The sequence below is a fragment of the Secundilactobacillus similis DSM 23365 = JCM 2765 genome (assembly GCF_001311075.1).
In the GTDB taxonomy this organism is placed as follows: domain Bacteria; phylum Bacillota; class Bacilli; order Lactobacillales; family Lactobacillaceae; genus Secundilactobacillus; species Secundilactobacillus similis.
In genome coordinates this window covers 37161-63211 of the sequence record NZ_BBAD01000006.1, presented here as the reverse complement: position 1 = coordinate 63211, position 26051 = coordinate 37161, and the positions used below count along the sequence as shown (strand labels likewise).

Below are 26051 nucleotides of genomic sequence, written 5' to 3'. Positions count from 1 at the left end.
TTTCCGAATTATTTCATGTTGCCGCCGTTTCGCTGTATAATGGCCGTATACGCTAGTGGCAACGTGGTGATAGCTTCATGCTTTTAACGCATCACCGGACCACTCGACTAAGGAGGCCTCCACATGGATGCACAAACGGGAAAAATTGAACAAACCCCTGATGGTGATTACATCGTTAAACTGCCCGCCGAACTCATTGCACAACTGCAGGTTACTGACGGTGATGCGGTCGACCTCATCCCAACTGCAATGGGCGTTGAGGTCCGCAAAGTGGGTCAAGTCACGCCCCAGTTCTGGGATCCCTTCTCTGAAACCGTCAACGAATATCAACGCGCACTGGCGATGATCAAGGCTGGCGAACTCGAAGCAACTGACGATTCAACCGAAAAGTAACGGCGTTTGCCAAAATAATTCAAATTAATGCACCATCGCGTAGTTAACTATGCTATAATAGTTATTGCGCTGTGATGGCGGTATTGGTGAAGTTTGGTTAACACACCGGATTGTGGTTCCGGCACGCGTGGGTTCGAGTCCCACATACCGCCCTAATGAATTACGCAAACAGATCATTCAACTGAGTGGTCTGTTTTTTTGTGCTGTATTTTGCCCCACCCGCCCCCATGGTATAATTGAGGTAACAATCATTAGCGTTAAATACCGCAAAGGTGGGATCAAGATGACTTCAATTCGAAAGACTAGTTTTCTCATACTCGCACTCCTCAGCCTCGTGATTGGCTTCGGCCTGACAACGGCAACTTCAACGGCCTCCGCTAAAACGACGTCGGCTAAAACAACCACACTTAACTGGCGCAAACCTTCCCAAAAGAAGGCTTATCCAAACCTCAAGCGCTACAAATCCGCTTGGATCTACGTCAGCAAGAAGCGCCAGCGGGTCTACTTCCACAGTAGCACCAATCCGAAAACCGACCGGATCCTGTACGTCATGTACTGCTCAACCGGCCGAGCTGGTGCGGCCACGCCATCCGGCACCTACCACATTCAAAAGGAACGCGGTCCGGTCTTCATGGGTCCGCTCGGTGGCGCTCGCTACTACGTTTCTTGGAAGGGTCACGGGGTCTACCTGTTCCACAGTGTCCCAATCAACACCCGTGGCGCCTACATTCCGTCTGCCGGCGCGATGTTAGGGCATCGCGCGTCTCACGGCTGTATCCGGTTAACGGTGGCGGATGCGTACTGGCTGTATAAGCACGTGCCGTTTGGGATGAAGGTTGTGATTCGGTAGCCCCTGAAATGTTCAATCCAACTAAACTAATAGGCACGCTCAGAAGGATCATCTTCCGAGCGTGCCTATTATTTCGACTTATTTTTCGATCGATCCGGCCGCCGAATCGCCGCACTCACCGCTTGATCCTTCCGTCGCAGCAACCAGGTATAAGTGATACTAGCGGTTGCCGCAACCGCCCACAGGTACCAAGCGTAGTCGTCGCCAAACTTCAGGAACAAGAAGAGGTCTTCGCGAACTTCGTGCCCAAGTTCCTTTAGAATTTCAACTAACTCAAACTGCCCCGTATGCCAAACTTCAACGGCAACCCCGAGCGCAAATACCAGCAACCACCCCACCACATAGGGCCAGCCCTGCTTCACCTTCACGATTGGCCGACCATGCTTATCCGTTTGGTCAGTGGGTTGCACGATGACCTTCAATGACTGGAACCAGCCAATCAACGCTGCAATAACCATTAGCCCAATCAGCAATAGCACGTTGTTACCATCCCAACGCATCGACAGCACAAACATCAACGCCGAGTACGCCGGAATCGTTACCAGCTCAAACCGGCTGATTTTTTCAAATTGAAATGACTTTCGGGCGACTCGGAAGACGCCGTAAATTAGTAATAGATATAATAAAATTCCCATCCGTTTATTTACCTCTCCTTGATTAACTTGGCTAGTGTATCACTAATGGGCGCGCTATAAAAATTGTTTATTTTACTAGGAATTAATTAAAGCCCATCATATCAGCGTTGGTGGCTGATTTATGGCCACTAACTAATCTTAGTCAGTCTTAACAGCTGTTGACAACGCAACAATCCTCTGTTATTCTGCTTATCGTTAAAACATAATTAGAATTTGCATAGAAGAAGGTTAATACATATGAGAAAATACGCCATTATCGGTGTGGGTCACGTTGGCTCCACCATCGCTTACACCCTTGTCTGTCAAGAAATCGCGGATGAATTGATTTTAATCGATAAAAATGAGAAAAAGGCTCGTGCTGAACAACTTGATTTACAAGATGCCCAAGCGCGCTTGGATTCTCATACAACCATCAAGATGAACGATTACAGCGAATTAGCTGATACGGACATCTTATTTGTGACGTCTGGTAACATTCACGCCCTCGACCATGCCAGTGGTAACCGCTGGGCTGAATTTGAATACACTCGTGAGATCGTTCAAGACATCGCGCCTAAGATCAAGAACTCCGGCTTTAACGGGGTGATTATCGATGTCATGAATCCTTGCGACTGCATCACCTACTACCTCCAACAAGCGACCGGCTTGCCTGCTAACCAAGTGCTAGGCACTGGGACCTTCTTGGACACCGCCCGGATGCAAAAGGTGGTTGGCGAAAACTTCAACGTTGATCCTAAAAACGTCACTGGCTACACCCTTGGCGAACATGGTGAATCTCAATTCGTCGCTTGGTCAACCGTTTCCGTTAACGGCTTGCCAATCGAACAACTCGCTGAAGAACGCGGCCTTGACTTGACGGAACTTGAAAGCCAAGCTCGTGGCGGCGGCTGGGCCGTTCACTCCGGCAAAGGGTACACCAGCTACGCCATCGCAACCTGCGCCGTTAAGCTGAGCCGCGCCGTGCTGGACGATGCCAACCTGGCTTGCCCATGTTCATGTTATAGTGACAAATACAACACGTACGTTGGCCACCCCGCCATCATTGGCAAGACTGGGATCGTTGAAGCCCTTCGCTTGCCAATCACTGACGAAGAAGAGGAAAAGTTGGCGCAATCTGCTGGCTTTATCCGCGAGAAGTTTGAGACGTTGCCAACGGTTGCGGCTGCTGAAGCTTAACCTAGCTTTGCCGTTTATCGTCATTTAAATCAGTTAAACAGTATGCACAAGGAAAAGAGCGCTGACCGCAGGATTGCGGGGCACTCTTTTTTGTTGGGTTATTTATTATTCCCCCGGATTCCCGATAATCTTTTGATTTAATCCGCTCACTAGGTACCGATAATGATACGATTAAAGCAATATGACTCAAACTAACTTAAAAATGAAGGTGACCTAAGTGAATAACGACATCACATACAGCATCGGCGACGTTGCCAAAAAACTCAACTTAACCGTTCAGGCCATTCGCTACTACGATGCCGAGGGATTGCTACCCCTCCTCAAGCGCGATTCAGGTGGCCGACGCCAATTTACCGAAGATGATATCCGAACACTTCAAATGATATTAGACCTTCGCGACGCTGGCGTTTCAATCAAGGATAGCGCCACGTTCGAAGGCTGGCGACTCCAAGGCGATGGGACGCTCCAAGCCCGATACGATTTCTTAAAACAGCACGAGCACGAATTACAGTCCCGAATTGACAGCCTCAACGCCTCCATGGCCCACCTACACTTCAAACAATGGTATTACGAAAAGGCCTTAGACGCCGGAACTGAGCGCATTCACTTAGTTGACGATACTAACGAAATTGCGCAATCCACTTTCGACCAGTATGATCAGCTTACCAATGACCACGATTCAAATCGTTGACCTCTAGTTAACTTGAGGTTGTATCCTTTGACATAAAGGAGGCCATCAGCATGAAATTAATGATTATCGGCGTATTTGGCCATGCCGGTCGGGCAATTTTTAAAGAGGCGCAACGTCGCGGACATACCGTTACTGGTGTTGCCCATCGAAAACACGCTCATCCCCTTGTTGCCAACCTTCTTATCAAGGATATTCGTGACCTCACCGCAACCGATGTTCTCGGGATGGATGCCGTTATCGATGCCGTTGGGGCGTGGAATCCTAAAACTGAATCCGTCCATAGTGAAGGACTAGCGCACGTGACCGCGTTGCTTAAAGGGTCTCAAACCCGTTATCTCAAAGTTGGTGGGGCGAATACGCTCTACACTGACGAAAAACACCGCCACCAGTTGCAGGACTGGCATAACTACTACCCACGGTTTATGCAGGACCTGTGTCAGGCCCATAATCTTGGCCTGCAGATTCTCAAATCAAGTCACGGTGTCAATTGGACTTATGTCACCCCGCCCTATAATTTCGATCCGGATGGCACGATGACTCGTCATTACCACGTTGATGGTGATCTATATTTACCCACCGATGACCCAAATGATGGTACCAACGACTACATTAGTTACGCGGATTATGCTAAAGGGATGATTGATATCGTCGAAAATCATCAATATCCTAATCAGCAGATCACCCTCTACTCAGGGAATAATCCCGTTCCAACTCGCCGTTACTAATCATCCTAAAAAGAGCCACTGCAGGACGCTCAGTCGACGCCTGCGGTGGCTCTTTTTAATTCCTGCTGATTTTCATCAAGCTTTCGCCTTGACCTCAAGTGCACTATAGGTTGTAATCTACTAATTGCACTGCCAAGTGTAATTCAACTATATTGGAGGGATAGCGTGTTAATTTTAGCGCTGATACCCGTTTTAATGGGTGCTGGGTTAGCAACCCAAACTGCAATCAATTCAAAACTGCGTCACTTCGTAGGATCACCCTACGTTGCCTCTGGCATTTCATTTGCGATTGGCATGCTTTTCCTGATTATCCTATGCGTATTGACTGGTCAATCGCTCACCGTCACTTCAACCTTTATCGCCACTCAGCCTTGGTGGATCTGGTTGGGTGGGCTATTAGGCGTGATCGGCCTTACCGGCAACATCATCCTATTTAACGTTCTCGGGAGCATTCAGGCCTCGGTGCTCCCCATTTTGGGGCAAATCATCATGGGTGTGATCATTGATCAATTTGGGTTATTCAACTCACCAACACAACCCATGACAATCATCAAACTCATGGGGATCATCCTCGTCATCGTTGGCGTCTGCATTACGATTGGGGTGTTCAATCCACCAAACCCAATGGGCCAAGCCACTCAATCACAGAACCGACCGCAACATCAATTTCTGTATCAACTATTCGGCGTCATTGCGGGCATGTTAATGGCCACTCAAACGGCGATCAATGGCCACTTGGGCGTTGCGCTTAATTCGTCGATGCAGGCGGCTGCGATTTCGTTTACGATTGGCACGCTCGTTTTGTTGGTTGTCATCATCCTTACTCGTGCCGATTTAACCACCATTAAAGCCGCAATTAGTGGTACTGCAACTTATCACTGGCTCTGGTTTGGTGGTTTCATTGGCGGCGCTATATTCTCTGCAGCTCCTGGTTAGTGCCTAAAATTGGCACGGGGCAGGTCGTTGTCCTAGCGTTATTTGGCCAACTGCTCTTCAGCGCCATTATCGAACACGCTGGGTTATTCGATTCCTTCTCCGTTCGCATTGACCGTGAAAAAATTATCGGTTTGATTTTAATGTTTATTAGTGTTCTTGGCATTCACTTTCTATAAAAAAGGAACGATTTAACATGTCGAAAAATATCTTAATTCTTGGTGCAAGTGGGTCCATTGCCCGACTAGTTGTTCAAAACCTACTGCCACAAGTTGGTCACCAGCTCGACAACCTCACCCTATTGGTTCGCCATCCAGAAAAGCTGAATGACTTACCATTAACGAACGACCACGTGCACGTCGTCAAAGCAGACGTTACGAACACCGCTAAGTTGACGACGATTATGCAGGATCAATCCTTGATCTACGCCAACCTGTACGGGTCAAACCTAGCCCAACAGGCCAAATCAGTGGTTACTGCCATGCACAAAGCGAACGTTAAACGCCTGATTTGGATTTCTGCCAACGGGGTCTATAACGAAATTCCTGGCAAATACGGTCAGTGGAATCAAATGATGCTGGGCTCAACGTTAACGGCCTACGCAGATGCGACACATGTCGTTGAGAAGAGCAAGACCGACTACACGCTCATCCGGCCAGCTTGGTTCCAAGATGAAAACACCGTTGATTACGAACTAACTGTTAAAGGTCAGGCATTTAAAGGCACCGAAGTTTCACGGAAAAGTGTGGCTCAGCTGGTGACTCAAATCATTGATGAGCCTAGTCAGATGATTCGGGAATCGGTTGGGATTAGTAAGCCGGGTACGGATGGGGATAAGCCTGCTTGGTATTAGTATTTGGAAGTTTAGATGAAGAAACCGCCGTGGATTGGGGAATCTGCGGCGGTTTTGTTTTTTGTTCTATAGAGTGGTGCTGGTGATGTGCATTGGTATTACATTGTTTTCGGCGCCTCGTTAAATTGGTCTTTCCGCTTACTACTTTTATAGTGGGATTGCCTATTCTAGTGTCTTCTGGCCACCGCGCCGAAACGTGCTCCACAAAGCAGAGACTTGCACGTAAGGCCCTCTTACCACAATTCCCCAAAACCGGGGATGCGCATTTCTAGTATTGAGTGCAATTGGCGACGTGCATTAAGGTTACCTTGTTTTCGGCGCCTCTTTAGATTCGACTTTCCGCTTACTACCTTTATAGTGGGGTTGCCTGCCTTGGTTCTTTCCGGCCACCGCGCCGAAACGTGCTCCACAAAGCAGAGACTTGCACATAAGGCCCCTTTCCCACAATCCCCAAAAACCGGGGATTATGGGAAAGGGGCCTTATGCTCCAGTCTCTAACCGCTTTGTTCCGCACTCTGTTTTATTGCCCAATTCCCGTCTTCCTAAAATCACTCAGTAACCGCCGGGTATGCTTTTCCATCGGGTTCTTCAACAGATACCCCAACAGAATCATGCCGCCGGTCATGAGGCTTAGGACGAATATATCAATGAAGACCGTTTCTGGGTTTGGTCCACCCACTGCTTCCCGGAAGCCGCCAATGGCGTACGTGAATGGGAATAGGGGTTGGAAGACCCGGAAGATCCACGGGTTCAATTGGACTGGGTACATGGCGCCGCTTCCGGCTAGCTGCATGGCGACTAGGATCACCGCAAAGGCTTTTCCTAGGTTCCCGAACAGCGACGCACTGGTGTAAACGATGCTGGTAAAAGCCATCGAGGTCAGCACCCCGAAGACCAACATCACGAAGAAGTTTTCCACGTGGGCGTGCAACAGCAACACCGACGAGAAGATGATGATCGCCGTTTGCACCAACGATAACGTGCCAAAGGTCAGCATTTTACCCAAATACTCCTGGTGTGGCGTGGCGTTTCTAAAGCGCCGCTCCTCTCTTGGAATCGTGGTGTGCAGCACCATGATCAGCATCGTACAGCCGACCCAGATGGAGATCGTCACGTAACTTGGCAGGAAGGCTTCCCCGAAGGTCTTCACCCGGTAGATGCTTTCGTCCTTCACGTTAAACAACTTCACCAAGGTGTTGCCCATCATATTTGGATTGTTCTGCAACACCGTAATGATGCTGACAATGTCGTTATCATCCGTCAACTTCAGCTGATCGCTCATCTTCTTGACGTCACTCTGATAAGCCAACAACTTGGTTTCCAGATTACCGCTGGTTGACGCAATCAACTTATTACTCTGAATGGCATTATCGAGATAGTCTTCATTAATCCCCTTGGCCGCCTTCAACTGTTTCAAAATTGATTGCGATTTCTGGGTTGCTGAAATCAAGTTGGCACTAATACCACTCAAGTGGCCTTGAACGTTAGTGTTATACTGCGTCAGCGCCGACGTTAAGTTCTCGTTGATCTGCCGCGCTGTTCGCAAGGCACTCGCCCGGTCAGCCGCACTGGTATTGCCAGCCGCCGTTACCGTTCGCTTCAACTGGTTCAGTTGACTCTTTTCGGTAGTCAACAACTGCTTCGTCCCGCTCAACGTCGTCGTTAAACTGGTAATGGCACTCAGGTGCGCCTGCTGGTTCAAACTCTTCAGGAACGTTTCCAGTGGCGTAATTTGATTCTTCAACAGGTCCACCTGCTGAATCGCTCGGTTAAGCTGCGAATTCACTTGCCCCTTCGTCGTCGAGTTCGTGGTCTTATTCAGCTGACTCACCAAACTGTTCAGCTGCTTACCACTGGCATCCGCCGCCTTCAAGTTGGTATTTAAACTACTAAATGCCTTATTGACCGTCCCCTGCACCGAGTTTAGAGACGTGATCATCGCTGAGTTACTCTGCTGCAGGACATCAATGTTTTGCGAGGCTGAAATCACCGGCTTCAAGCCCGTTAACACCGTCGCCATGTTGGTCGAGGCGCTGTTCACATCGCCGAGGACGTTGGTGGCGAGGTTCATGCTGTCGCCCAGCGTGACGATCCAGTCTTTCAAGGCCAGAATCTCTGCCTGTTGGCTGCCAGCCTTATTGCCGACCATGTTCAACACCGAGAAGATTTGTCGGTTAACCTGTTTCAGGAAGGTTTGTTGCACCTGATTGACTAGCGTATTGGCAGCCGTTTCGGTGATCTTGCCACCCATGGGACTGTCGCGGGCGTTACTCTTGTAGATAATTTTCGCTTTTTTCGGATTATCCGAGGCGATGCTGGCGAGGTGCTTGGAGAAGTTCTTCGGGATGATGATCTCCGCGTAGTATTTGCCACTCTTCAACCGCTCCCTTGCCGTTTTGGCAGACGTAAACTGCCAATCAAGCTGTTTATCCTTCTTCAGGGTGCTGATCATCTGGTCCCCCACCGCCAGCTGTTTGCCCTGCAACGTAGCGCCCTGATCTTGGTTGACCACCGCCACCGGAATGTTTTTAATTTCGGTTGTATCATATGGGTTCCACAGTGCCCGCACGTTGATCAGCGTGTACAAACTAGGCAGCACCACCAAGGCGAGGACGGTGACGATTGTGAACCGGTATTTAAAAATCGCCTTTAGATCTCGTAAGTATATTGCGCGTATCGTTGACATGAATTGCTCCTTTTATGTGTTGCTCGAAAAATGCGACCGATTTTGGTCCGATTAACTAGTATACCAGTTGTGTCGATGTCGAGCCATTGACACTCGTCAAGTTGTTGTTCAAGAAAGTGAGTATAATGGGACAAGAGCGCCGTTTAGCAACCACTCATTATGGCCGCAGCGTTTCCAGACCACTTTCAATTTTCACCAAAATCATTTACACTGTATTCTAATGCAATTAAGTTGAATTCTCAATGCGTTTCCAACGATATGCTTGATAATTCAAATAAAAACAAACTTTTCAAGGAGGTTTTTTACCATGAAAAAACCAGCACTCTTTCTCGCATTACTTGGGGTCTTCGCTATTTTTGCGACAGCCACTGCCCCAACCACTGCTTCAGCTAAGGCAACGACGAAGGTCCTCTCATCAAAGACGATGACTAAAACCGCCTACCGCGCCGTGACCGGCTACATGTACACCACCGCTAAGCTCACCAAGAAGGCCCACAACGCGGATAACTACCCGTTGACCACCTTCTACACCTACAAGACAGCAACGGTTCGCAAAGCCAACGGCAACAAGGCCGTTTACTACTACGTTAAAAACGGCAACGGTAAGGTGAAGGGTTGGATCTGGCGTGGCCACCTTGTTCGTTACATCAACGGCCAAAAGCAGTTATCGCAGTTTAACGAACTCGTGGGCGCCACTGATAAGTTATCGACTCAAACTCACAACAACGTCATGACGATCCTCGAAAAAGTCACTAGCGCAACTACCATGACCAACCTCACTAGCCAATTAACGGCGCTGGCCAGCACGGTTAACAACAGCAATGACTTGAAACAGTTGAACACGATCATCAGCTCGTTGAAGACCAACGCCTCAGCTTTAGGAACCGCCCTCAATACCACTGGCAGCAACCTCGTGACAACGTTGAACAACGCCAACCAAGCGTTGACCATCGCTAACGGCTTGTTGAGTAAACTCAAAACTGCGGCTTAATTTATATTAGGAAGACTTTTAAATAACCCTGGAAAACCAATGCCCGGTTTTCTCAGGGTTATTGCTTACATAGCTTTAGTTAGGTAGAATAGCAAGGAAGTCACCACCCGAATCACTACACAAAGGAGCAACCATGCAGCATTTTCGTAACTTACGCAGTTTAATTAAAGAAGATTACCGGCGGATCTTTCACACCAAAACTATTTGGATCACAATCCTCGTTGTGGCGTTGATTCCCATGATTTATGCGGTGCTCAATATCGCGGTATCTTGGAACCCCTACTCGGCCAGCAACACCAGCCGACTACCGATTGCCGTCGTTAACAACGACGAAGGTAGCGCACTCAAGGGCAAGCAGTTCAACATTGGTAAGCAGATCACCAAACAGATGAAGACCAACCACGCGATCAACTGGATCATCACCAACGACTGGCAGGCCAACGATGGTCTGGATCGTGGTAAATACTATGCGTTGATTGAAATTCCTAGCGATTTCTCCGCTAAAATTGCGACCTTCGCCACGGAAAACCCACAAAAGCCAAGCGTCATCTACAAATCTAACGAAAAACTGAACCCGGCGGCAACCAAAATCACCGGGCAAGCCAAGGATACGTTGACGGCAACCATCCGTTCGAATTTCATCAAAATCGGGAGTAAGCAAGCTTTAACGATGATGAACTCGGCGGGTGAAACGTTGAGCCAAAAGGAACCGGAGATTCTCCAATTGCGGTCCTCTTTGAATGATGCCATCAAGACCATCGATAAAACGCAGGCTAACCTCGCCAGCATCAACAAAACGTCCAAGGAAACCGCAGCAACCCTGCAGACTGTTAAAACCGACGTACCGAAGATTTCCAGTCAAATCGATGACCTTCAAGCTGTGTTGGACAACGCCAAGGCCATCAACGACTCAACCCGGCAGCTAAACACGGCACTTCAAAACAACCTGTCCACGGGTATCACGTCGTTGCAGACCCAAAACAACAAACTGCAACGCCAACTGGGGAGCCTGCCAACGGATGGAAGTGCCTCAAACAGCTTGATCAAGGCGCAAACCGCCACCTCGGCAACCTTGATCAACGGCATTATCGACACGATCAACGGTAACTTACGCGTTTTGAACGTGATTAACAACTTCGTGCCAACTAATAAAACGACTGCCATGATCAAGTCACTGGCAACTACCAAGCAAAAGTTAAACAAGCAAAAGTCCCAAATCGCTAGTTTGCGGACCGTCGCCAACAGTAACGGCTCTGCCGCTAAGCGTAAGCAGCTGATCAATCAGATCAACGCTACCGGCGATAGTCTGCAAACCTTGATCAACAACGCCTACACGAACTTTAACGGTATCACGAGTCCGGCGTTGGACAGCCTTAATTCAACAATTAACACCAACCTGACTGCCAACAGTTCCGTTGTGCAGTCGATGAAGTCCCTGCTTCCTGGCTTAAAGGCGCTATCCAGTGCCGGCAACCTCTCGACCTCTCAGGTCACCCGAATCAGCCAGCGTCTGGACGGCATCAAGTCACAGTTAAAGGCGCTCAACAGCCAGATGTCGTTCATTAACAAGAAGAATCTGGACGCCCTCGTCAAACTGCTGGGGACTGATCCAAAGCTGTCCTCGTTGCTCTCAGCGCCAATCAAGCTCCAAACCGAGGATATCTATAAGATGAAGTCCTTCGGTGAACAGGTTACGCCATTCTACACCAGCCTTGCGCTGTGGATCGGCGACCTCTTGCTGACAACGTTGCTGTCGTGGGAGTACATCCTTCCCGACCGTCGCAACGGCCTGCACCGACCGAACCACTTAGAATCCTACTTGGGAAAATTGACCCTCTTCTTAGGCATCTCAGCGGTTCAAGCCACCTTCACTTTTGTGGGAGAATGGCTACTGGGCGTCCGGCCACCGCACGTATTTGCGTTCTTCATGACCTTCTACCTGGTGTCCTTCGTCTTCTTGGTCATCATGTTCAACCTGGTCTTCATGCTGGGAAATGCCGGGAAGGTGGTGAGCGTCCTGCTGATGCTGGTCCAGCTGTTTGGGACTGGTGGGGTCTACCCACTCCAAGTCGTTCCAGCGGATCTGGCCGCACTGGCACCGTTCCTCCCGTTCACCTACTCGATCCAAATGTTTAGGGAGGCCCTCACCGTCCCAGACTGGGGCATCTACTGGCACGATATGCTGATTCTGCTCTGTATCGCCCTATTCTTCACGGTCATCATGCCGCTCAGACGACTGTTGTCACCGATTGTTTATCGGATGGAGGATGAGATGGAAAGGTCGAAGTTGTAGAGCAGAGCGTGAGGAGAAGCGGTTAAAGAGCGGCGTGTAAGGTGACTCAGGTGAAAGCCCCGGGCTTGGGGTTTTACCTGAGTTACCTTACACATAGCTCTTTGCTTCTCCGAACGCGTTTCGGCGTGGCGAAGGGAACCAGTTCCAAAAGCGCACGTTCATAGTCGCTAAATCCCCGAACATCCAAGCCCCAGTGACGCCGAAAACAACGTTGCCTTAATGCACGTCGCCAATACCACTCACTAACCTAAATCCACTAAAAAACGCTCCTGAAGTCCTAAAATAGGATTTCAAGGAGCGTTTTAATTATTGTAAGTCAAAAATCTGCTTTATAGGTTAATCAGACTAATCCGTGCCTCTTAATAATGACCCTTATAATTAGCGGCCACCTCATTCCACGCTTTTCGCAAAGGTTCGGCTTTTTCCATCAAGTACTCATTAAAAGTCTTGCCTTTCAAATCGGCCTTAAGCTGCGGATCGGCATCCGGCGAATCTTCAATTTCTTGAACCATTTTTGCTAGTGCCGCCTCGTCATTTAAAAAGTCTAGCGCTCGCTGATGTTCCTCTTCAAACGACATTTTTCTGTTTCTGGCCATGTTTATCAGCCCTTTCTGATTCATATTCACTAGTCATTTTGAAACCGGCGTGAAAATTATTTAACTTCGAATTTTAAACCAAGACTATCAGAAAAATCATTTATTTTAAAGCGAACAACGATCCAATTTTTAAGTCACTTACCGAACCAATCACTCGCACCAACAACAATATAAGTCGTCAATAAAAGCGGTAGATTCCCAATCAGAAATCTACCGCTCCATATTTATTTTCAACTAAACATTCCGCCGTCTAAACACATAAAACCCAATCCAAAGGAAAATCGCAATGTAAATCACGTTCCCCACAAACATCTCAAACGACGAAAGCTTAACGAGCGCTTGATAAGTTCCGGGATGCGCCAACGCATTGGGATACAGCAACATCGTCAACGGGTTCCACTTCGCCCATTCCCACTTCTGAATCAACATAATCAGCAATTGACCAACAATGCTGGTCGCAAAGTAGCCGATGATGCCGACTGAAACAGCGGCTGAGGAGCTGGTAAAGACGTTGGCCAGTAAGAACACTAAACTCAGCAACAACCACAACGTGACAAAAGTCGCCGCACTGATTTCCAGTGTTCGGGTGAAGATGGTCAGTCCGTCGCCCACACCCTTATCTAAATCGAGGTGGTGACCAAACAAAATCGCCTTCATTACCAGCGCCATGCCCAAGCTCAACACGTACCAGAACACACTATAGATAAACATCGCCAGCCACTTGCTAACGAGGATCTGCCCGCGACTGTAGCGCCGGTACAGCACTTCCTTGATCGTCCCGTACTGAAATTCCATGGTGATAATCGTCGCACAGGCCGCAATCATAAAGAAAATGATGATGGGTCGGGCAAAATACAGTGATTCAAAGGTCGCAGCCGGTTCAAACGTTTTCGGGTAAATGCGAGACAGAATCGCGAAGAACGCCTCCGCTGCTAGTAGGAAGAATGCGCTGATCCAGGTACTGTTCTTCTTATAAAGTTTGAATAATTCCTGCTTCACTAAAGTGCCCACTAGCTCATCTCCTTTTGCTGCTTCTTCTGTAACTCGCTGGCTTTCAAGACTTCGAGCAGGGACGTTTCCAGATTACCTTCCAGTCGATCGATGTCTAAGACGTCAATCTCACCGTTAACTAACACCTTCAGCATTTCAGGTAACGTGGTGTCGTCCGTTTCAACGACCTCTAACTGTGGATTTGGCGTTAATTGGAATCCCGCTGCCTTCAATAGTTGCTGTGCTTGCGGATCATTATTGGTTTTTAGGATGATCGTCTGCTTGCCTTGCGAAGCCAATAACCGGTGCATCGTGGTTTGTTGTACGATGGCACCCTGATCAATGATCAAGAGGTCTTGCGCCAGTTTTTGCAGCTCACTTAAAATGTGAGACGAAATCAGGAACGTGGTGCCCTTTTGTGCTTCCAGCATAATGACGTCACGTAGGTCTTTGGTCGATTGCGGATCAAGCCCGTTCATCGGTTCGTCCAAAATCACGAGCTCAGGTTCGCTGACCAAGGCCATCGCAATACCCAACTTCTGCTTCATCCCCAAGGAGTAATCCTTAGTTTTACGTTTAATGTAACTATCCATATTCAACTGCGAAATCACGTTTTGAACGTGGCGCAACTGGTGGTCACCATCGGCAAACAGCCGCAGGTGATCCCAACCAGTTAAAAACGGGTAAATGCCGGGGTATTCGATCAACGCCCCAACCTTACTGAGCGCTTCGTGACTCGTTGGCGTAATTGATTCACCATCGATTTCAATCGTCCCGGTCTGGTAATTGATCAGACCAAGGAGCGTCTTCATCAGGGTCGACTTCCCAGCACCGTTAGGCCCAACGAGCCCAACAACGTGCCCCCGTTCAACCGTAAACGACACGTCATGCAAAATGTGCTTATTGCCGAAACTCTTGTTGAGATTCTGCACGGTTAAGATATTTCCCATAAGGGCCTCCTCATTGTGACTTACCTTTTATTTAAGCACAGCTGGCGGTTGGGGGCAAGAGCGTGAGGAGAAGCGGTTAAAAGGTGGCGTGGAAGGCGTCCCCAGTGAAGGCGCCCGGGCTTGGCGGTTTCACTGGGGACGCCTTCCACATAACCTTTTGCTTCTCCGAACGCGTTTCGGCGTGGTGAAGGGAACCAGTGACGAAATAGTACGTTCACAGTCGCTAAATTCCGAAACAGTTAAGCCCCAGTGACGCCGAAAAATCCGTTGCCGGAATGCACGTCGCAAGGCCCACTTTTGCAAGTGAACAATAACTGCCACTCTGTCCAAATACTATCCAAATTAAAAACGATCACCCTATTTGGGTTAGCCGCTTTTAATACTGCATTTTGAAATCATCATTAATATTCAGCGCTGTCCTCACCATGGTAGTGTTGGCGACGTGTATTGCTACTACCTAGTTTTCGGCGCCTCTTTGGATTCGACTTTCCGCTTACTATTTTTCTAGCGGGACTGCTTTCCTTGGTGTTCTCTGGCAACCGCGCCGAAACGTGCTCCGAGAAGCAAAGAGCTATGTGTAAGCCGACTTTGGCAAAAGCGCCCAAAGCCCAGGCGCTTTGCCAAAGTCGGCTTACACGCCGCTCTTTAACCGCTTCTCTCCGCACTCTATACTCTACACGTAATACACCTCAACCCCCGACAAAACAACATCCCCAGTCAAATAAACCACTTTCCCGTCCACCTGCTGCACGCCATTTTCATTAATACCACTCAATGACACGTTCGTTTTGTTGATCACCTGCCACGCCTGCGGTAAGTACAGTTCCACGCCGCTAAACCGGCTGTTCACATCAATCACGGCATTTTCAATTAAGTCAGCCTTATCAAAATACACCTTCAGTCCCGTCATATACGCCGTCACGTTGACCCGTTCTAAGTTGTTGCCGCGGACATAGCGGATGCTGTTGCTCATCCGACTTTCAATGTTTAATTCCGTTTTATCGTCCGACACTGTCTCTTCGTCAACCATGCCGCCATTATATTGGTGATGATGGTGTGGGCCATACGGATGGCGTGGTGGTGTAATCGTTTCTCCCAGTAACGGTGCCGCGGTCGGAAAAAAATTAGCGAAAAACCAATCGTCAGTAATAGTGCAATTCCCAGAATCGTCCAAGGGGCTAACGCCTGAATGCCCAGTGGGCCAGCGTACAAGATGCTCAAAAAGGCCAGTGAAAAAATAATGCCGCCAATACTTAACATCACCAGGCTTTGAATCAATGCCCCCGCCAAAACCAGGGTCGCGATGACGCCCCAGAAACTAAAGTGGTAATTGATCAGATTTAGCTGACTTGCCCCCAACAAAAGCGCCCCAACGATGAAAAAAGCGCCCCAGAACCAGTTACGGTTGCGAAATGAACGATTCATAATTTATTCAAGGAGTCACAACTTGTCCGCAATGACCCCATCCTCCTGTCTGCCAGTTTGGCAAAAATTTATTTTACGTGATAAAACCAGTAATAATCGGCAATTTAACCAACTATACCAAATTAATGATGTTCCATTTTTGAATTTTATGTTATTATGACTGCACAGGCGTTTATCGTGACTTTAATCACTAATTTTGCCTTAAATAATGGCTATACCATTTAATTATAGCTGTTCCAATTCTTCTAGCCGCCGCTTCAACACCGGATAATAACGCCGTGACACGTACACCTGCTTATGCGATTGCTGGAACGCCACAACGTTACTCGAGAGAGAATGGGTCAACGCAAACACGTTGGCCACGTTTAAAATAGCGGATTTTGACACCCGCATAAAACTTCCGGGTAACAGGTTTTCCAGTTCGTATAAGCGGTGGCGGGTTTCGAAGATATCATCCGCCGTATGGGCATTGACCTGCCGCTCCTCAGTTTCGAAAAATAAAATCTCATTCAAATCGAGGTAGTAGGCCGTGTCCCCCTTGTAACACGTTAACACCGGTGGCGTCGGAACATCCGGAACGTTCAACTGCTGCAGTAACTGTCGAATTTCCGCATCCTCGGCGGGTGTGCGAATCACGATTTCCGGCTCAGCCAGTGTTTGATCAATTTCAATCCGGACCTTCACAACGTTTCCCACCCTTCTATGTTTCTAGTTAACCTGATTTTACCCATGGACACAAGCTGTTTGCGCTAAGTGGCTAAAATGTGACCGTAAGTGGTCGTCTTTATCAACGTTAGGTTATTTGAACCGGTTGAAAATGTAAGCGATTTCATATTCATGCAATCAATTTTGACGTCTCAACCATGCCTTTTAAGCTCCACTTAAGTTCCCAGCCATAAGATGTTTGCATACCAAACAACTTGCGAAACATGTGTAATTTTTAAATCCAAACTTAACACCGTATCACCTAACACTTAACCACGAACTTAATGCCGTGGCCATAACGGAGGTTTCTGATCCATGACAATTGCGCAACAACAACACTTGATTCTCAGTCGCCACGAGGTCAGTTATCACGACCTCACCCTCTTCAAGCAAACCGATGGGTCGCCGATCGCATTTCTGGGTCGCGGCACCGCCGCCATCGATATGTACCGGGGCAACTTTGATATCAAGGATAACTTACAAACTAAGATTCCGCTCACCATCACTGATGAGCAGGTCGCTGAAGATGACATCACCCTGACGTTAGGGTTCGATGGCCGCGACTACCTTAGTCTTAACTTCACCATCGATAGTCACGACCGCCTACAAGTGACGCCAACCTTACTCATTGATGGTTGGAACCGCCTCTGGTTGCGGCTCACGGCTCAGTCAGACGAAAAGGTCTACGGGCTGGTGAACAACTCTCATATTTCAACTTACGCGGGCACCACTTCCCGCTCTGGTCATCCGAACCCGGAATTGGCCGCAACAAGCACACCCTGACCACCTTCCAAGCGGATCAAAATCACGCGGGTGGCGACTACTACACCACCAACTATCCGGAAGCAACGTTTGTTTCCACGCAACACTACTTCTGCCACGTGGAGAGTTACACCTACGCTGACTTTGATTTTCAAAACGATGACTACCACGAACTGCAATTCTGGGGCGTGCCGACTAAGTTAGTGTTTGACCAAGCGCCAACCTACTTAGAACTCGCGACCAAACTAACAGCGCTCATGGGCCGCAACGCCAACTTACCGACTTGGACCGACAACGGCATCATTTTGGGCTTACAGGGTGGCACGCAACGCGTCAACGACCTTAAAAATAAACTCCAGGCCCACGACGTTCAAATCGCCGGTCTCTGGTGTCAGGACTGGGAAGGCATCCGCATGACCAGCTTTGGCAAACGCCTCTTCTGGGATTGGCGCGCGGACGAAAGACTTTATCCGCACCTCACCGATCAGATTCAGGCTTGGCAACAGGACGGCATTCAATTTTTGGGGTACATCAACCCTACATCGCTAACGATGCCGAATCCTTCCAAGCCGCGGCCGCCAAGGGCTACTTCGCTCAAACACAGGACGGTGGCGTTTACCTCGTTGATTTCGGTGAATTTCACTGTGGCGTCGTTGACTTTACCAATCCCGACGCCTTCGAGTGGTTTAAAGGCATCATCAAGCACCAGTTGATTGACGCTGGCATCACCGGTTGGATGGCCGATTTCGGCGAGTATTTACCCACCGACGTCGTGCTGTACGACCATTCTGATCCACTGATGATGCACAACAAGTGGCCAGTGCTTTGGGCCCAGTGCAACTACGAAGCGGTGCAAGAATCCGGTAAAGCCGACCAACTGATGTACTTCATGCGTGCCGGCGCTGCTGGTAGTCAAAAATACACGCCGCTACTTTGGGCTGGTGATCAAAGCGTCAACTGGAGCCAAGACGATGGGCTGATTTCAACCGTGCCCGCCGCCCTCTCAAGCGGCATCATCGGTAACAGCCTAAGCCATAGCGATATCGGTGGCTACACCAGCCTCTACGGTAACGTGCGGTCGAAGGAACTGTTTATGCGGTGGGCCGAAATGGCCGCCTTTACGCCAATCATGCGGTCCCACGAAGGCAACCGACCTGACCAAAACTTCCAAGTTTACGAAGATGACGAAGCCATCGATCACTTAGCGCAATATACGAAAGTCTTCAAACGACTCACTGCATACCGCCGCGCCGTGATCGCCGAAGCCGCGCACCGCGGGTTACCCGCACAATGGCCACTGTTTATGCACTACGAGGACGATGCGCATGCCTACGACGTTCAAGACGAGTTCTTGTTTGGCAGTGACCTACTGGTTGCCCCCGTCAGCCAACCGAACCAAACCAGTTGGTCAGTTTACTTGCCAGATGATCAGTGGGTCCACCTCTGGTCAGGACGGCCTTACACCGGTGGCACCCACACCGTTCCAGCACCCTTGGGTGAAATTCCAGTCTTTTACCGCAAGGACTCAGCCTTTGCGGATCTCTTTCAACAGATAGGAGCTTCAAAATGACTTATCACGTGACGAATCCCTATACTGGACAGTCGGTTATCGACTATCCCAATGCATCTGATACCGACATCGCAACCGCCTTACAGCGGGGCGATACATACTACCACGACCACTACAACGATTCGGTAGCGCAACGGGCAGCCCAACTTCAAAAAATCGCCGACAGTTTCCGCAACCACGTTGACGACCTTGCCGAAACGGCCATGACTAACATGGGCAAACTCTACCGCGAAGGCCTCGGTGAAGCCAACGCCGCCGCTAATATCGCGCAGTACTACGTGGATCACGGGCCACAGGCGTTGCAGCCAAAACCCTATACGTATTTGGACAACAAACAAGCCCTTTTACGCTACGATGCGACTGGCATCGTGCTGGCAATCGAACCCTGGAACTTTCCTTATACTCAAGTGATGCGGGTGTTTGCGCCGAACTTCTTGTTGGGCAATCCAGTGATCTTAAAACACGCCGCCATCGTTGCGGGGTGTGCGGACTTGTTTGAAAAGCTGGTTTGGGACGCTATCGGTGACGATGGCGCCTTCAAGAACCTGTTCATCACTAACGATCAGGCCGCCGCAATCATCGCTGACGACCGCGTCCAGGGTGTCGCCCTCACCGGTTCCACCAAAGCCGGCAAAATCGTTTCAATGGAAGCAGCCCAAGCCTTAACCAAATCCACTCTAGAACTTGGCGGCAACGACGCCTTCATCGTCCTCCCCGGCGCTGACATTGATCAAGCCGTGGCGGATGGCGCCATCTCACGTCTGCGAAATGCTGGCCAAGTCTGTACCTCAGCCAAACGCTACATCGTCCATGAAGCCGTCGCCGAGGAATTTACCACTAAAATGATTGCGACCTTCAAGGCCCAACAAATTGGTGATCCGAAGCTGGACAGTACCACGATTGCGCCCCTGTCTTCTAAAGTGGCTCAAACTGGGCTTCAAGCCCAAGTTGATGCCGCCGTTGCCAACGGTGCCAAGGTCCTAGTTGACGGTGGTGCCGTGACCGATCAGCCCGGCAACTTCTTCAAGCCGGTGCTGTTAACGGGCATGACCCCCGCCAACCCAACCTACGATGACGAATTCTTCGGTCCCGTGGGTCAGATCCACGTGGTTAAGTCAACGGAAGCCGCCATTAAACTGGCGAATAGTTCGCAGTACGGCTTAGCCGGTGCCGTTTACGCTGGCACCACCGCCGAAGCACAGGCGGTCGCCGAACAACTCGAAACCGGTCAGATTTTCTTGAACCAACCTTCCAACGGTTACCCACAGTTACCGTTTGGTGGCGTCAAGAACTCCGGTTACGGCCGTGAAATGAGCGACCTCGCGTTATACGAATTCGCTAACCAAAAGATGATTGCGTTAGGCTGATCACCTTTTCAGCACCACTTGATTCTTAGCTCGATCCCAACGAGCTAAGGTGAGACAACTGTTGCGTTGTTTGACCTCAGCTCGCCGGGATACATAAACTACTTAGCAATCGGAGGGATTTAGCAAAATGGATTCTACAGAAACCCAAGCCGCAACTCAAAAAAACGACATTGCGCCCCGCACCGTCACCCTGCGTAACAAAATTGGTTACGCCATGGGCGACGTTGGGAATAACTTCCTGTTTGATATGGGACAACTCTACTTATTGAACTACTTTACCGACCAAGTCGGGCTTCCCAGCGCAGCCGCCGGGACGGTCTTTCTGGTTGCCAAAATCTGGGACGCCTTCGCTGACATGTCAGTGGGGACCTGGATCGATAACCGAACCAACATTAGTAAACGCGGGAAGTTCCGGCCGTTCCTATTGTGGGCCGGGATTCCACTCGGCCTGCTGCTGATCGCCAACTTTACCACGCCAAACTTCTCGGTGACCGGTAAACTGATCTGGGCCTACCTCGCCTACATGCTGTTTGGGACCTGTTACAGTATCTCCAACGTGCCGTTTGGTTCGATGATCCCGACGATGACCCGAAACAGTCAGGAACGTTCCGAACTGGCCTCTTGGCGTCAAGCGGGGTCTAACCTAGGCTTGATGCTGGCGACGATTGGGTTTATGCCGATCGTCAACCTGCTGCCAAACGAACAGACCGGTTACACCGTGGCTGTCGTGGTCTTCGCAGCTCTCGGCGTCATCTGCCAGTGGATCTCCTACGCCAACATTAAAGAAAACTACTCGGCGCCCGCGAAGCAGAAGGTCAATAAAAAGGACCTTAAAGCAGCGTTCAAATCACTGCTGAAAAATAAACCGCTCATCACTTTGAGCATCGTTAACCTGTTCACCTTCTCGGCTTTTAACCTCAAGCTAGCCGTTCAAGTTTACTACTGCAAGTACATTTTGAAAGATACTGCCGCCATCTCATGGTTGGGCTTCTTCAGTATCGGGATGGTCTTCGTCTCGGTATTTTTAACCCCAATCTTAACCAAACGCATTGATAAAAAATACGTCTACATGCTGGGCTGCGCCATCTGGGCCATCGCCGACATTCTTGGCTTCTTCATGGCCGACAACACCTTCCTGTTCGTGTTCTTTACCTCTATCGCCTACCTTGCGACGGCTTTACCAGCGCCCTCAACTGGGCCCTCGTTTCCGACTGTGTGGAATATGGCGAATGGCAGACCGGCATCCGTTCCGAAGGGATGACCTACTCCTTCTTCCTGTACTTCCGAAAGCTCTCTCAAGCCATTGCCGGCTTCGTGCCTGGCGTCGTGCTCGCCTGGGTCGGTTACGTCCCTGGTCAAACGCAAACCGCCGGCGCCCTACTGGGGATTCGTGGCTTGATGTTCCTGTACTCGGCCGTCTTATCGATTGCCACCATCATCTTGATGTACTGGGCTTACTCCCTGACTGAAAAGCGCTACGGCGCCATCGTCAAGGACCTGCTGAACCGTCGCGGTGATGAAAAAGTTAACTCAGTTCAAATGACTAATTAAAAAGGGGAATTTTATCATGAAGTATTTTTTAGATAGTGCCAAATTAGATGAAATCAAGCTTGCTTACGAACAATACGGCTTTGACGGTGTCACCACCAACCCCAAGCACATTATGGCCAGCGGCAAGCCGTTCATGACGGCGATTACCGACATCGCTAACTATGTGGCTGACAAGCCCGACTTCCCGGTTTCCGTAGAAATCAACCCTCACTTGGAAACCGCTGATGAAATGGTTGAAATGGCCACCAAGATTAGCGCCTTATCACCCAACTTCGTCATCAAGATTCCAACCAACAAACAGGGCATCATCGCCGCTCGCCGCCTCGAACAGGCCGGCATCCGCACGAATATGACGCTGGTCTTCTCCCCAGCCCAATCGATCATGCCGGGTAAAATCGGTGCCAAATACGTTTCGCCATTTGTCGGCTGGAAGGAAGATTACGGCGACGATGGCATGAACTACGTCAAGGACGTGGTCGACATCTACCGGACTTACAACTTCAAGACCGAAATCATCGTGGCCGCCATCCGCAACGCCAAACAGATCCAACAAGCTGCCATTTACGGTGCCGACATCGTGACCTGTTCACTGGCCGTTTACGAAAACAGCTTCTACAACCCTTACACCGACTAGGCTTGAAGATTTTCCAAGACGCCTGGGACAACACGGAAACGGAGTAAGCCATGATCACTTTAACGAAACTGCAACAAGCTAACCCTGATACTAAAATCACGTTAGTCACCGACCCCGCCTTCGCACTGTACGGCCGTGTGGTCACCCTTCCGCACCAAAATGAACTCGCTGAAACGTTGGCGGCCAACACAGCGATTCCCGCCGAAAAGAACGTCTACGTGCGCGACGACCCGCAATTTTTAACGGCCGCACAACGCGCCGACATCGGCCGCGACTTCTACGGTGAACAAGCCATCGAAATCGGTTACTGCAACGGTAACAGTGACCGGATCAACGCCTTTGAATGGCACAACTGTTCCGAACTGAATTTAGCCACTACGGATTTAGTGCTGTTCCTTGCCCACCGTAAGGACCTCGATGGCAAGACAATGACGACGGACAAGGCCCACGCTTTCTTCGTGCCAGCCGGGACCGCCATCGAAGTGTATCCAACCACCCTGCATTTTGCCCCCATCCGAGTTTGGCAATCCGGGTTCAAATGCCTAGTGGTGCTCACCGCCGACACCAACACGCCGCTGAACAGCGACCGGCAACCTGACGACCTGCTGTTCCAACACAACAAATGGCTCATCACCCACCCTGAAAATACCCGAATGGTGAATAACGGCGCGTTTGCTGGGCTTTCCGGCACCAACACCGTCATCACCCCACTTACTACAGACTAACTTAGAAGGAAGCGCACACTTATGAGCAAAATTCTCTACCTCCCCGTCGTCCGTCGTAAATTTGACGCCGACACCGCTGAAAAAATCATGCAAAGCACCAAACAGCAATTATCCGAATACGATTTGGTTGCGCCAGAAGCTTCATTAGGCGACCCAACAGAACTGAGCAGCTATCTGGCCTCTGTTCGTGATCAACATTTCGCTGGCATCATCTTCCATAACACGACCTTTACGGATGCCGAGTTCATCAAACTGGTCCACGAATGGTACCCCAACACCCCAATCTTATTGTTGGCACCCCACGAACCCAGCATTCACGGTTGGTTACGCCTCAACGCGTTAACTGGCATCATGAGCTCTGGCAACTATTTAGCCAGCCAACACCACCAGTTCGACCACATCTACGGCAACCCTGACGAACCGGCCGTTCACGATAAGATCAATAGCTTCGTGAAGGCCGCTCAGATCAAGGACGAAGTCGCCCACCTCAACATTGGCGTTGTTGGCACCTTTCCACCCGGATTCTTCTTCTCAGATGCCAACGCTGCTGAACTTCAGAAGCATTTTGGCACCCACCTGATCCACTACAACATCGACGACTGTTTCGACCAAGCCTACGCTTTAGAACCCGCCGTCTACAAGGAACAACTGGACTACGCCATCGCCAACTTCAAGGATCTTGACGCCAAGGGTGATGAAACCATCCGCTTCGTGAAGTTCGCCACCCTGATGAAGCAGTACCAAGCCCAAGACCACTTAGGTGCCCTAGCGTCACGCTGCTGGCCAGACTTTTTCGACAAATACCACAGTGCCCCCGGCGCCGTTTGGTCCCAGCTCTGTGACCAACAGTTGCCGACTGCAATGGAATGTGACATTCACGGTGCGTTGTCGATGTACATCCTGCAACAGATGACCAGCGACCACGCCGCCACCTTCTTGGGTGACTTCTCCAGCATGGATCCAAGCGATAACACGATGACCACTTGGCACGACTACGGCGCTTACTCACTTGCCAACCCCAAGTACGGCGTTGAAGCAGCGTTCACCCAAACCGCAAAGTGCCCGTTAGCCCGAACATGGTCCTCAAGCCTGGACAAGTGACCTTCTTACGGGTCCACTACACCGAACTTGACGGCTACGAATTAGCAATTTCTCGCGGCAACGTGTTAGACGTTGAACCACAATTCAACGGTGCTTCTGGTCGAGTCCAAATGGACGCGCCAGTTGAACAACTGGTTGACCAATTCGTTGAAGAAGGCTACGAATCTCACTTTGCGCTGGTTTATGGCGATTACGTTGATGATTTGAAGGCTCTTGGTCGGTTGTTGCAGATTCCGGTTAAAGTTTATACGGATTAATAAAAGTACCGCTAATTTTCGAGGTCGAAAATTAGCGGTACTTTTGCTTTAAATTTACTCGTCTTACCTCACCTCGCTCGTGTATACTAAATTGTAAACGATTACACAAAAAAAGGAAGACCTCACATGGACTATCTCATTAACATGCCCGTCAACAACTGGTCCGTTGACGAATTCGACAGCACTGACGACCTCAAACACTTTTACCAGCAGTATGGTTGCAACGGCATCGAGGCCATTTTAGTTGGCGATGATTTCTCACCTAAGATGAAAGCCGACATGATTCCCGGCCTGCACCTCAGTTTCTACGCCAACTGGCTACCGCTATGGCAAAACGACACCGAAACCTTAATGAAGGAGTACGGTTCCGAAGCTGCCTGGACCGAATTTTTCCAAGCCAAGAACCGCGAAGAACTGATTGAAGTCTACGGTAAACAGTTGATTGCAGCCCATAAGTTAGGGGTTAAATACGTGGTCTACCACGTTGGCGACACTACCCTCGACGAACTCTACGCCTACGACAAGGCCGACATCAGCTACAAGAACCAGCAAATCATCGATGGTACCGTGGAGATGGCCAATACCCTTTACGACCGCTATGGTGAGTATATGGACTACGACTTTCTATTTGAAAATTTGACCGTGGGTGAGCTGAACTTGCTGAATCCCAAAACACCACTAGAACTATTAGACCGGGTAAATATTCCTAATACCGGCATCGTTTTGGATACTGGTCATTTAAGCAACACGAATTTAGCCATCACGAACCAAGACGATGCCTGTGATTACATCATGCAGATTCTCGACCGAAACGAGAGTCTAATTCCGTACATTAAGGTCATGCATTTAAACTGTAGCGTGGCCGCCCATGACGGCTTCTTTGCGGAAGTTGCTAAAAACGTACCGTTAGACCACTCTAAGTCGTACCTCGACCAGTTTGCGCAAGTCTACAACCGGTTGGGTAAGGCTGATCAGCACATTCCGTTTACGACGTCGGCTATTCAGAAAGTGGTGGACCGCGTACAGCCAGAGGTTGTGGTTAACGAACTGGCTCACCATAACCGTGAGGAGTGGGGCGACCGGATTGGGACGCAGATGGCGGCGTTGGGAAAGTATCAGAAGTGAGTTTTCAACATTGATATAGCGTTAGTCCGTCAGGTTAAGTGCTGGAGATGCCCTGAGGTGGTGTCTG

General features: G+C 49.7%; 24 protein-coding genes, 1 tRNA gene and 2 pseudogenes. 19 read left to right on the top strand and 8 right to left on the bottom strand.

Annotated elements, in window-relative coordinates; translation table 11 throughout:
- The first annotated feature begins 123 nt into the window (after window positions 1–123).
- The 3 genes from JCM2765_RS02545 (at window position 124) to JCM2765_RS02535 (ending at window position 1243) form a co-directional block, all read left to right on the top strand.
- Window positions 124–393, top strand: coding sequence for a hypothetical protein (locus JCM2765_RS02545; RefSeq protein ID WP_054733375.1), 270 nt, complete (start codon window positions 124–126; stop codon window positions 391–393).
- Between the two features lie 77 nt (window positions 394–470).
- Window positions 471–545: transfer RNA gene (locus JCM2765_RS02540), tRNA-His, on the top strand.
- Between the two features lie 131 nt (window positions 546–676).
- The gene (locus JCM2765_RS02535; protein ID WP_082404964.1) at window positions 677–1243 is read left to right on the top strand and encodes a L,D-transpeptidase; all 567 of its coding nucleotides are present in this window, start codon (window positions 677–679) and stop codon (window positions 1241–1243) included.
- 68 nt (window positions 1244–1311) lie between these two features.
- On the opposite strand, the gene JCM2765_RS02530 is transcribed toward JCM2765_RS02535, so the two are convergent.
- A complete protein-coding gene (locus JCM2765_RS02530; RefSeq protein WP_054733372.1) occupies window positions 1312–1878 on the bottom strand; it encodes a hypothetical protein in 567 nt (188 codons plus the stop codon).
- Between the two features lie 237 nt (window positions 1879–2115).
- On the opposite strand from JCM2765_RS02530, the gene JCM2765_RS02525 reads away from it, so the two are divergent.
- From JCM2765_RS02525 to JCM2765_RS02505, 5 genes and pseudogenes are all read left to right on the top strand, one after another.
- The gene (locus tag JCM2765_RS02525; RefSeq protein WP_054733369.1) at window positions 2116–3054 is read left to right on the top strand and encodes an L-lactate dehydrogenase; all 939 of its coding nucleotides are present in this window, start codon (window positions 2116–2118) and stop codon (window positions 3052–3054) included.
- A gap of 217 nt (window positions 3055–3271) precedes the next feature.
- On the top strand, window positions 3272–3745 hold the full coding sequence (locus tag JCM2765_RS02520; RefSeq protein ID WP_225351927.1) for a MerR family transcriptional regulator: 474 nt from the start codon (window positions 3272–3274) through the stop codon (window positions 3743–3745).
- Window positions 3746–3795: 50 nt separating this feature from the next.
- Window positions 3796–4470 (top strand): NAD(P)-dependent oxidoreductase, encoded by a 675-nt coding sequence (locus tag JCM2765_RS02515; RefSeq protein ID WP_054733368.1) that lies wholly within the window; start codon window positions 3796–3798, stop codon window positions 4468–4470.
- A gap of 195 nt (window positions 4471–4665) precedes the next feature.
- A pseudogene (locus JCM2765_RS02510) lies at window positions 4666–5582 on the top strand (DMT family transporter).
- 17 nt (window positions 5583–5599) lie between these two features.
- Window positions 5600–6256 (top strand): NAD(P)H-binding protein, encoded by a 657-nt coding sequence (locus tag JCM2765_RS02505; RefSeq protein WP_054733367.1) that lies wholly within the window; start codon window positions 5600–5602, stop codon window positions 6254–6256.
- Between the two features lie 520 nt (window positions 6257–6776).
- Here the strand turns inward: JCM2765_RS02505 and JCM2765_RS02500 are convergent.
- A complete protein-coding gene (locus JCM2765_RS02500; RefSeq protein WP_054733366.1) occupies window positions 6777–8942 on the bottom strand; it encodes a YhgE/Pip domain-containing protein in 2166 nt (721 codons plus the stop codon).
- Between the two features lie 307 nt (window positions 8943–9249).
- Between JCM2765_RS02500 and JCM2765_RS02495 the strand changes: the two genes are divergently transcribed.
- Both JCM2765_RS02495 and JCM2765_RS02490 read left to right on the top strand, forming a co-directional pair.
- Window positions 9250–9933: a hypothetical protein gene (locus JCM2765_RS02495; RefSeq protein WP_054733365.1), complete on the top strand. Its 684-nt coding sequence runs from the start codon at window positions 9250–9252 to the stop codon at window positions 9931–9933.
- 133 nt (window positions 9934–10066) lie between these two features.
- Window positions 10067–12226 carry a YhgE/Pip domain-containing protein gene (locus tag JCM2765_RS02490; RefSeq protein WP_054733363.1) on the top strand — a complete coding sequence of 720 codons (2160 nt, stop codon included), beginning with the start codon at window positions 10067–10069 and terminating at the stop codon, window positions 12224–12226.
- Window positions 12227–12585: 359 nt separating this feature from the next.
- On the opposite strand, the gene JCM2765_RS02485 is transcribed toward JCM2765_RS02490, so the two are convergent.
- The 6 genes from JCM2765_RS02485 to JCM2765_RS02460 all read right to left on the bottom strand — a co-directional run bounded on the left by JCM2765_RS02485 (window position 12586) and on the right by JCM2765_RS02460 (window position 16871).
- Window positions 12586–12822, bottom strand: coding sequence for a hypothetical protein (locus tag JCM2765_RS02485; protein WP_057152081.1), 237 nt, complete (start codon window positions 12820–12822; stop codon window positions 12586–12588).
- 234 nt (window positions 12823–13056) lie between these two features.
- Window positions 13057–13833, bottom strand: a complete 777-nt coding sequence (locus tag JCM2765_RS02480) for a DUF2705 family protein (RefSeq protein WP_054733359.1) — start codon at window positions 13831–13833, stop codon at window positions 13057–13059.
- On the bottom strand, window positions 13833–14762 hold the full coding sequence (locus tag JCM2765_RS02475) for an ABC transporter ATP-binding protein (RefSeq protein ID WP_054733356.1): 930 nt from the start codon (window positions 14760–14762) through the stop codon (window positions 13833–13835). Before JCM2765_RS02475 ends, JCM2765_RS02480 begins: the two co-directional genes overlap by 1 nt.
- Before the next feature lie 673 nt (window positions 14763–15435).
- Window positions 15436–15774 carry a hypothetical protein gene (locus JCM2765_RS02470; protein ID WP_054733353.1) on the bottom strand — a complete coding sequence of 113 codons (339 nt, stop codon included), beginning with the start codon at window positions 15772–15774 and terminating at the stop codon, window positions 15436–15438.
- Entirely contained in the window at window positions 15750–16187 is a 438-nt protein-coding gene (locus tag JCM2765_RS02465) for a LiaF transmembrane domain-containing protein (protein ID WP_054733350.1), read from the bottom strand. Before JCM2765_RS02465 ends, JCM2765_RS02470 begins: the two co-directional genes overlap by 25 nt.
- A gap of 225 nt (window positions 16188–16412) precedes the next feature.
- Window positions 16413–16871: a LytTR family DNA-binding domain-containing protein gene (locus JCM2765_RS02460; protein WP_054733347.1), complete on the bottom strand. Its 459-nt coding sequence runs from the start codon at window positions 16869–16871 to the stop codon at window positions 16413–16415.
- 336 nt (window positions 16872–17207) lie between these two features.
- On the opposite strand from JCM2765_RS02460, the gene JCM2765_RS17775 reads away from it, so the two are divergent.
- The 9 genes and pseudogenes from JCM2765_RS17775 to JCM2765_RS02420 all read left to right on the top strand — a co-directional run bounded on the left by JCM2765_RS17775 (window position 17208) and on the right by JCM2765_RS02420 (window position 25984).
- Window positions 17208–17675, top strand: a complete 468-nt coding sequence (locus JCM2765_RS17775; RefSeq protein WP_225351926.1) for a hypothetical protein — start codon at window positions 17208–17210, stop codon at window positions 17673–17675.
- Between the two features lie 475 nt (window positions 17676–18150).
- Entirely contained in the window at window positions 18151–19224 is a 1074-nt protein-coding gene (locus tag JCM2765_RS17770) for a TIM-barrel domain-containing protein (RefSeq protein WP_225351925.1), read from the top strand.
- A complete protein-coding gene (locus tag JCM2765_RS02450; RefSeq protein ID WP_054733341.1) occupies window positions 19221–20591 on the top strand; it encodes an aldehyde dehydrogenase family protein in 1371 nt (456 codons plus the stop codon). Before JCM2765_RS17770 ends, JCM2765_RS02450 begins: the two co-directional genes overlap by 4 nt.
- Before the next feature lie 127 nt (window positions 20592–20718).
- Window positions 20719–22142: pseudogene (locus tag JCM2765_RS18955) on the top strand (glycoside-pentoside-hexuronide (GPH):cation symporter).
- A gap of 16 nt (window positions 22143–22158) precedes the next feature.
- On the top strand, window positions 22159–22776 hold the full coding sequence (locus JCM2765_RS02440) for a transaldolase family protein (RefSeq protein WP_225351924.1): 618 nt from the start codon (window positions 22159–22161) through the stop codon (window positions 22774–22776).
- A 50-nt stretch (window positions 22777–22826) separates the two neighbouring features.
- Window positions 22827–23501, top strand: coding sequence for a DUF4867 family protein (locus JCM2765_RS02435; RefSeq protein WP_054733340.1), 675 nt, complete (start codon window positions 22827–22829; stop codon window positions 23499–23501).
- A 21-nt stretch (window positions 23502–23522) separates the two neighbouring features.
- Window positions 23523–24602 (top strand): hypothetical protein, encoded by a 1080-nt coding sequence (locus JCM2765_RS02430; RefSeq protein ID WP_054733337.1) that lies wholly within the window; start codon window positions 23523–23525, stop codon window positions 24600–24602.
- The gene (locus JCM2765_RS02425; RefSeq protein ID WP_054733333.1) at window positions 24599–24859 is read left to right on the top strand and encodes a hypothetical protein; all 261 of its coding nucleotides are present in this window, start codon (window positions 24599–24601) and stop codon (window positions 24857–24859) included. The genes JCM2765_RS02430 and JCM2765_RS02425 overlap by 4 nt, the downstream gene beginning before the upstream one ends.
- A gap of 126 nt (window positions 24860–24985) precedes the next feature.
- Window positions 24986–25984 carry a TIM barrel protein gene (locus tag JCM2765_RS02420; RefSeq protein WP_054733330.1) on the top strand — a complete coding sequence of 333 codons (999 nt, stop codon included), beginning with the start codon at window positions 24986–24988 and terminating at the stop codon, window positions 25982–25984.
- Window positions 25985–26051 lie beyond the last annotated feature (67 nt).

Bases quoted from the DNA above. Each gene is read 5' to 3' on its own strand.
- JCM2765_RS02545 (WP_054733375.1), top strand. From the start codon at position 124: ATGGATGCACAAACGGGAAAAATTGAACAAACCCCTGATGGTGATTAC.
- JCM2765_RS02535 (WP_082404964.1), top strand. From the start codon at position 677: ATGACTTCAATTCGAAAGACTAGTTTTCTCATACTCGCACTCCTCAGC.
- JCM2765_RS02530 (WP_054733372.1), bottom strand. From the start codon at position 1,878: ATGGGAATTTTATTATATCTATTACTAATTTACGGCGTCTTCCGAGTC.
- JCM2765_RS02525 (WP_054733369.1), top strand. From the start codon at position 2,116: ATGAGAAAATACGCCATTATCGGTGTGGGTCACGTTGGCTCCACCATC.
- JCM2765_RS02515 (WP_054733368.1), top strand. From the start codon at position 3,796: ATGAAATTAATGATTATCGGCGTATTTGGCCATGCCGGTCGGGCAATT.
- JCM2765_RS02505 (WP_054733367.1), top strand. From the start codon at position 5,600: ATGTCGAAAAATATCTTAATTCTTGGTGCAAGTGGGTCCATTGCCCGA.
- JCM2765_RS02500 (WP_054733366.1), bottom strand. From the start codon at position 8,942: ATGTCAACGATACGCGCAATATACTTACGAGATCTAAAGGCGATTTTT.
- JCM2765_RS02495 (WP_054733365.1), top strand. From the start codon at position 9,250: ATGAAAAAACCAGCACTCTTTCTCGCATTACTTGGGGTCTTCGCTATT.
- JCM2765_RS02490 (WP_054733363.1), top strand. From the start codon at position 10,067: ATGCAGCATTTTCGTAACTTACGCAGTTTAATTAAAGAAGATTACCGG.
- JCM2765_RS02485 (WP_057152081.1), bottom strand. From the start codon at position 12,822: ATGGCCAGAAACAGAAAAATGTCGTTTGAAGAGGAACATCAGCGAGCG.
- JCM2765_RS02475 (WP_054733356.1), bottom strand. From the start codon at position 14,762: ATGGGAAATATCTTAACCGTGCAGAATCTCAACAAGAGTTTCGGCAAT.
- JCM2765_RS02465 (WP_054733350.1), bottom strand. From the start codon at position 16,187: ATGAATCGTTCATTTCGCAACCGTAACTGGTTCTGGGGCGCTTTTTTC.
- JCM2765_RS17775 (WP_225351926.1), top strand. From the start codon at position 17,208: ATGACAATTGCGCAACAACAACACTTGATTCTCAGTCGCCACGAGGTC.
- JCM2765_RS02450 (WP_054733341.1), top strand. From the start codon at position 19,221: ATGACTTATCACGTGACGAATCCCTATACTGGACAGTCGGTTATCGAC.
- JCM2765_RS02440 (WP_225351924.1), top strand. From the start codon at position 22,159: ATGAAGTATTTTTTAGATAGTGCCAAATTAGATGAAATCAAGCTTGCT.
- JCM2765_RS02435 (WP_054733340.1), top strand. From the start codon at position 22,827: ATGATCACTTTAACGAAACTGCAACAAGCTAACCCTGATACTAAAATC.
- JCM2765_RS02430 (WP_054733337.1), top strand. From the start codon at position 23,523: ATGAGCAAAATTCTCTACCTCCCCGTCGTCCGTCGTAAATTTGACGCC.
- JCM2765_RS02420 (WP_054733330.1), top strand. From the start codon at position 24,986: ATGGACTATCTCATTAACATGCCCGTCAACAACTGGTCCGTTGACGAA.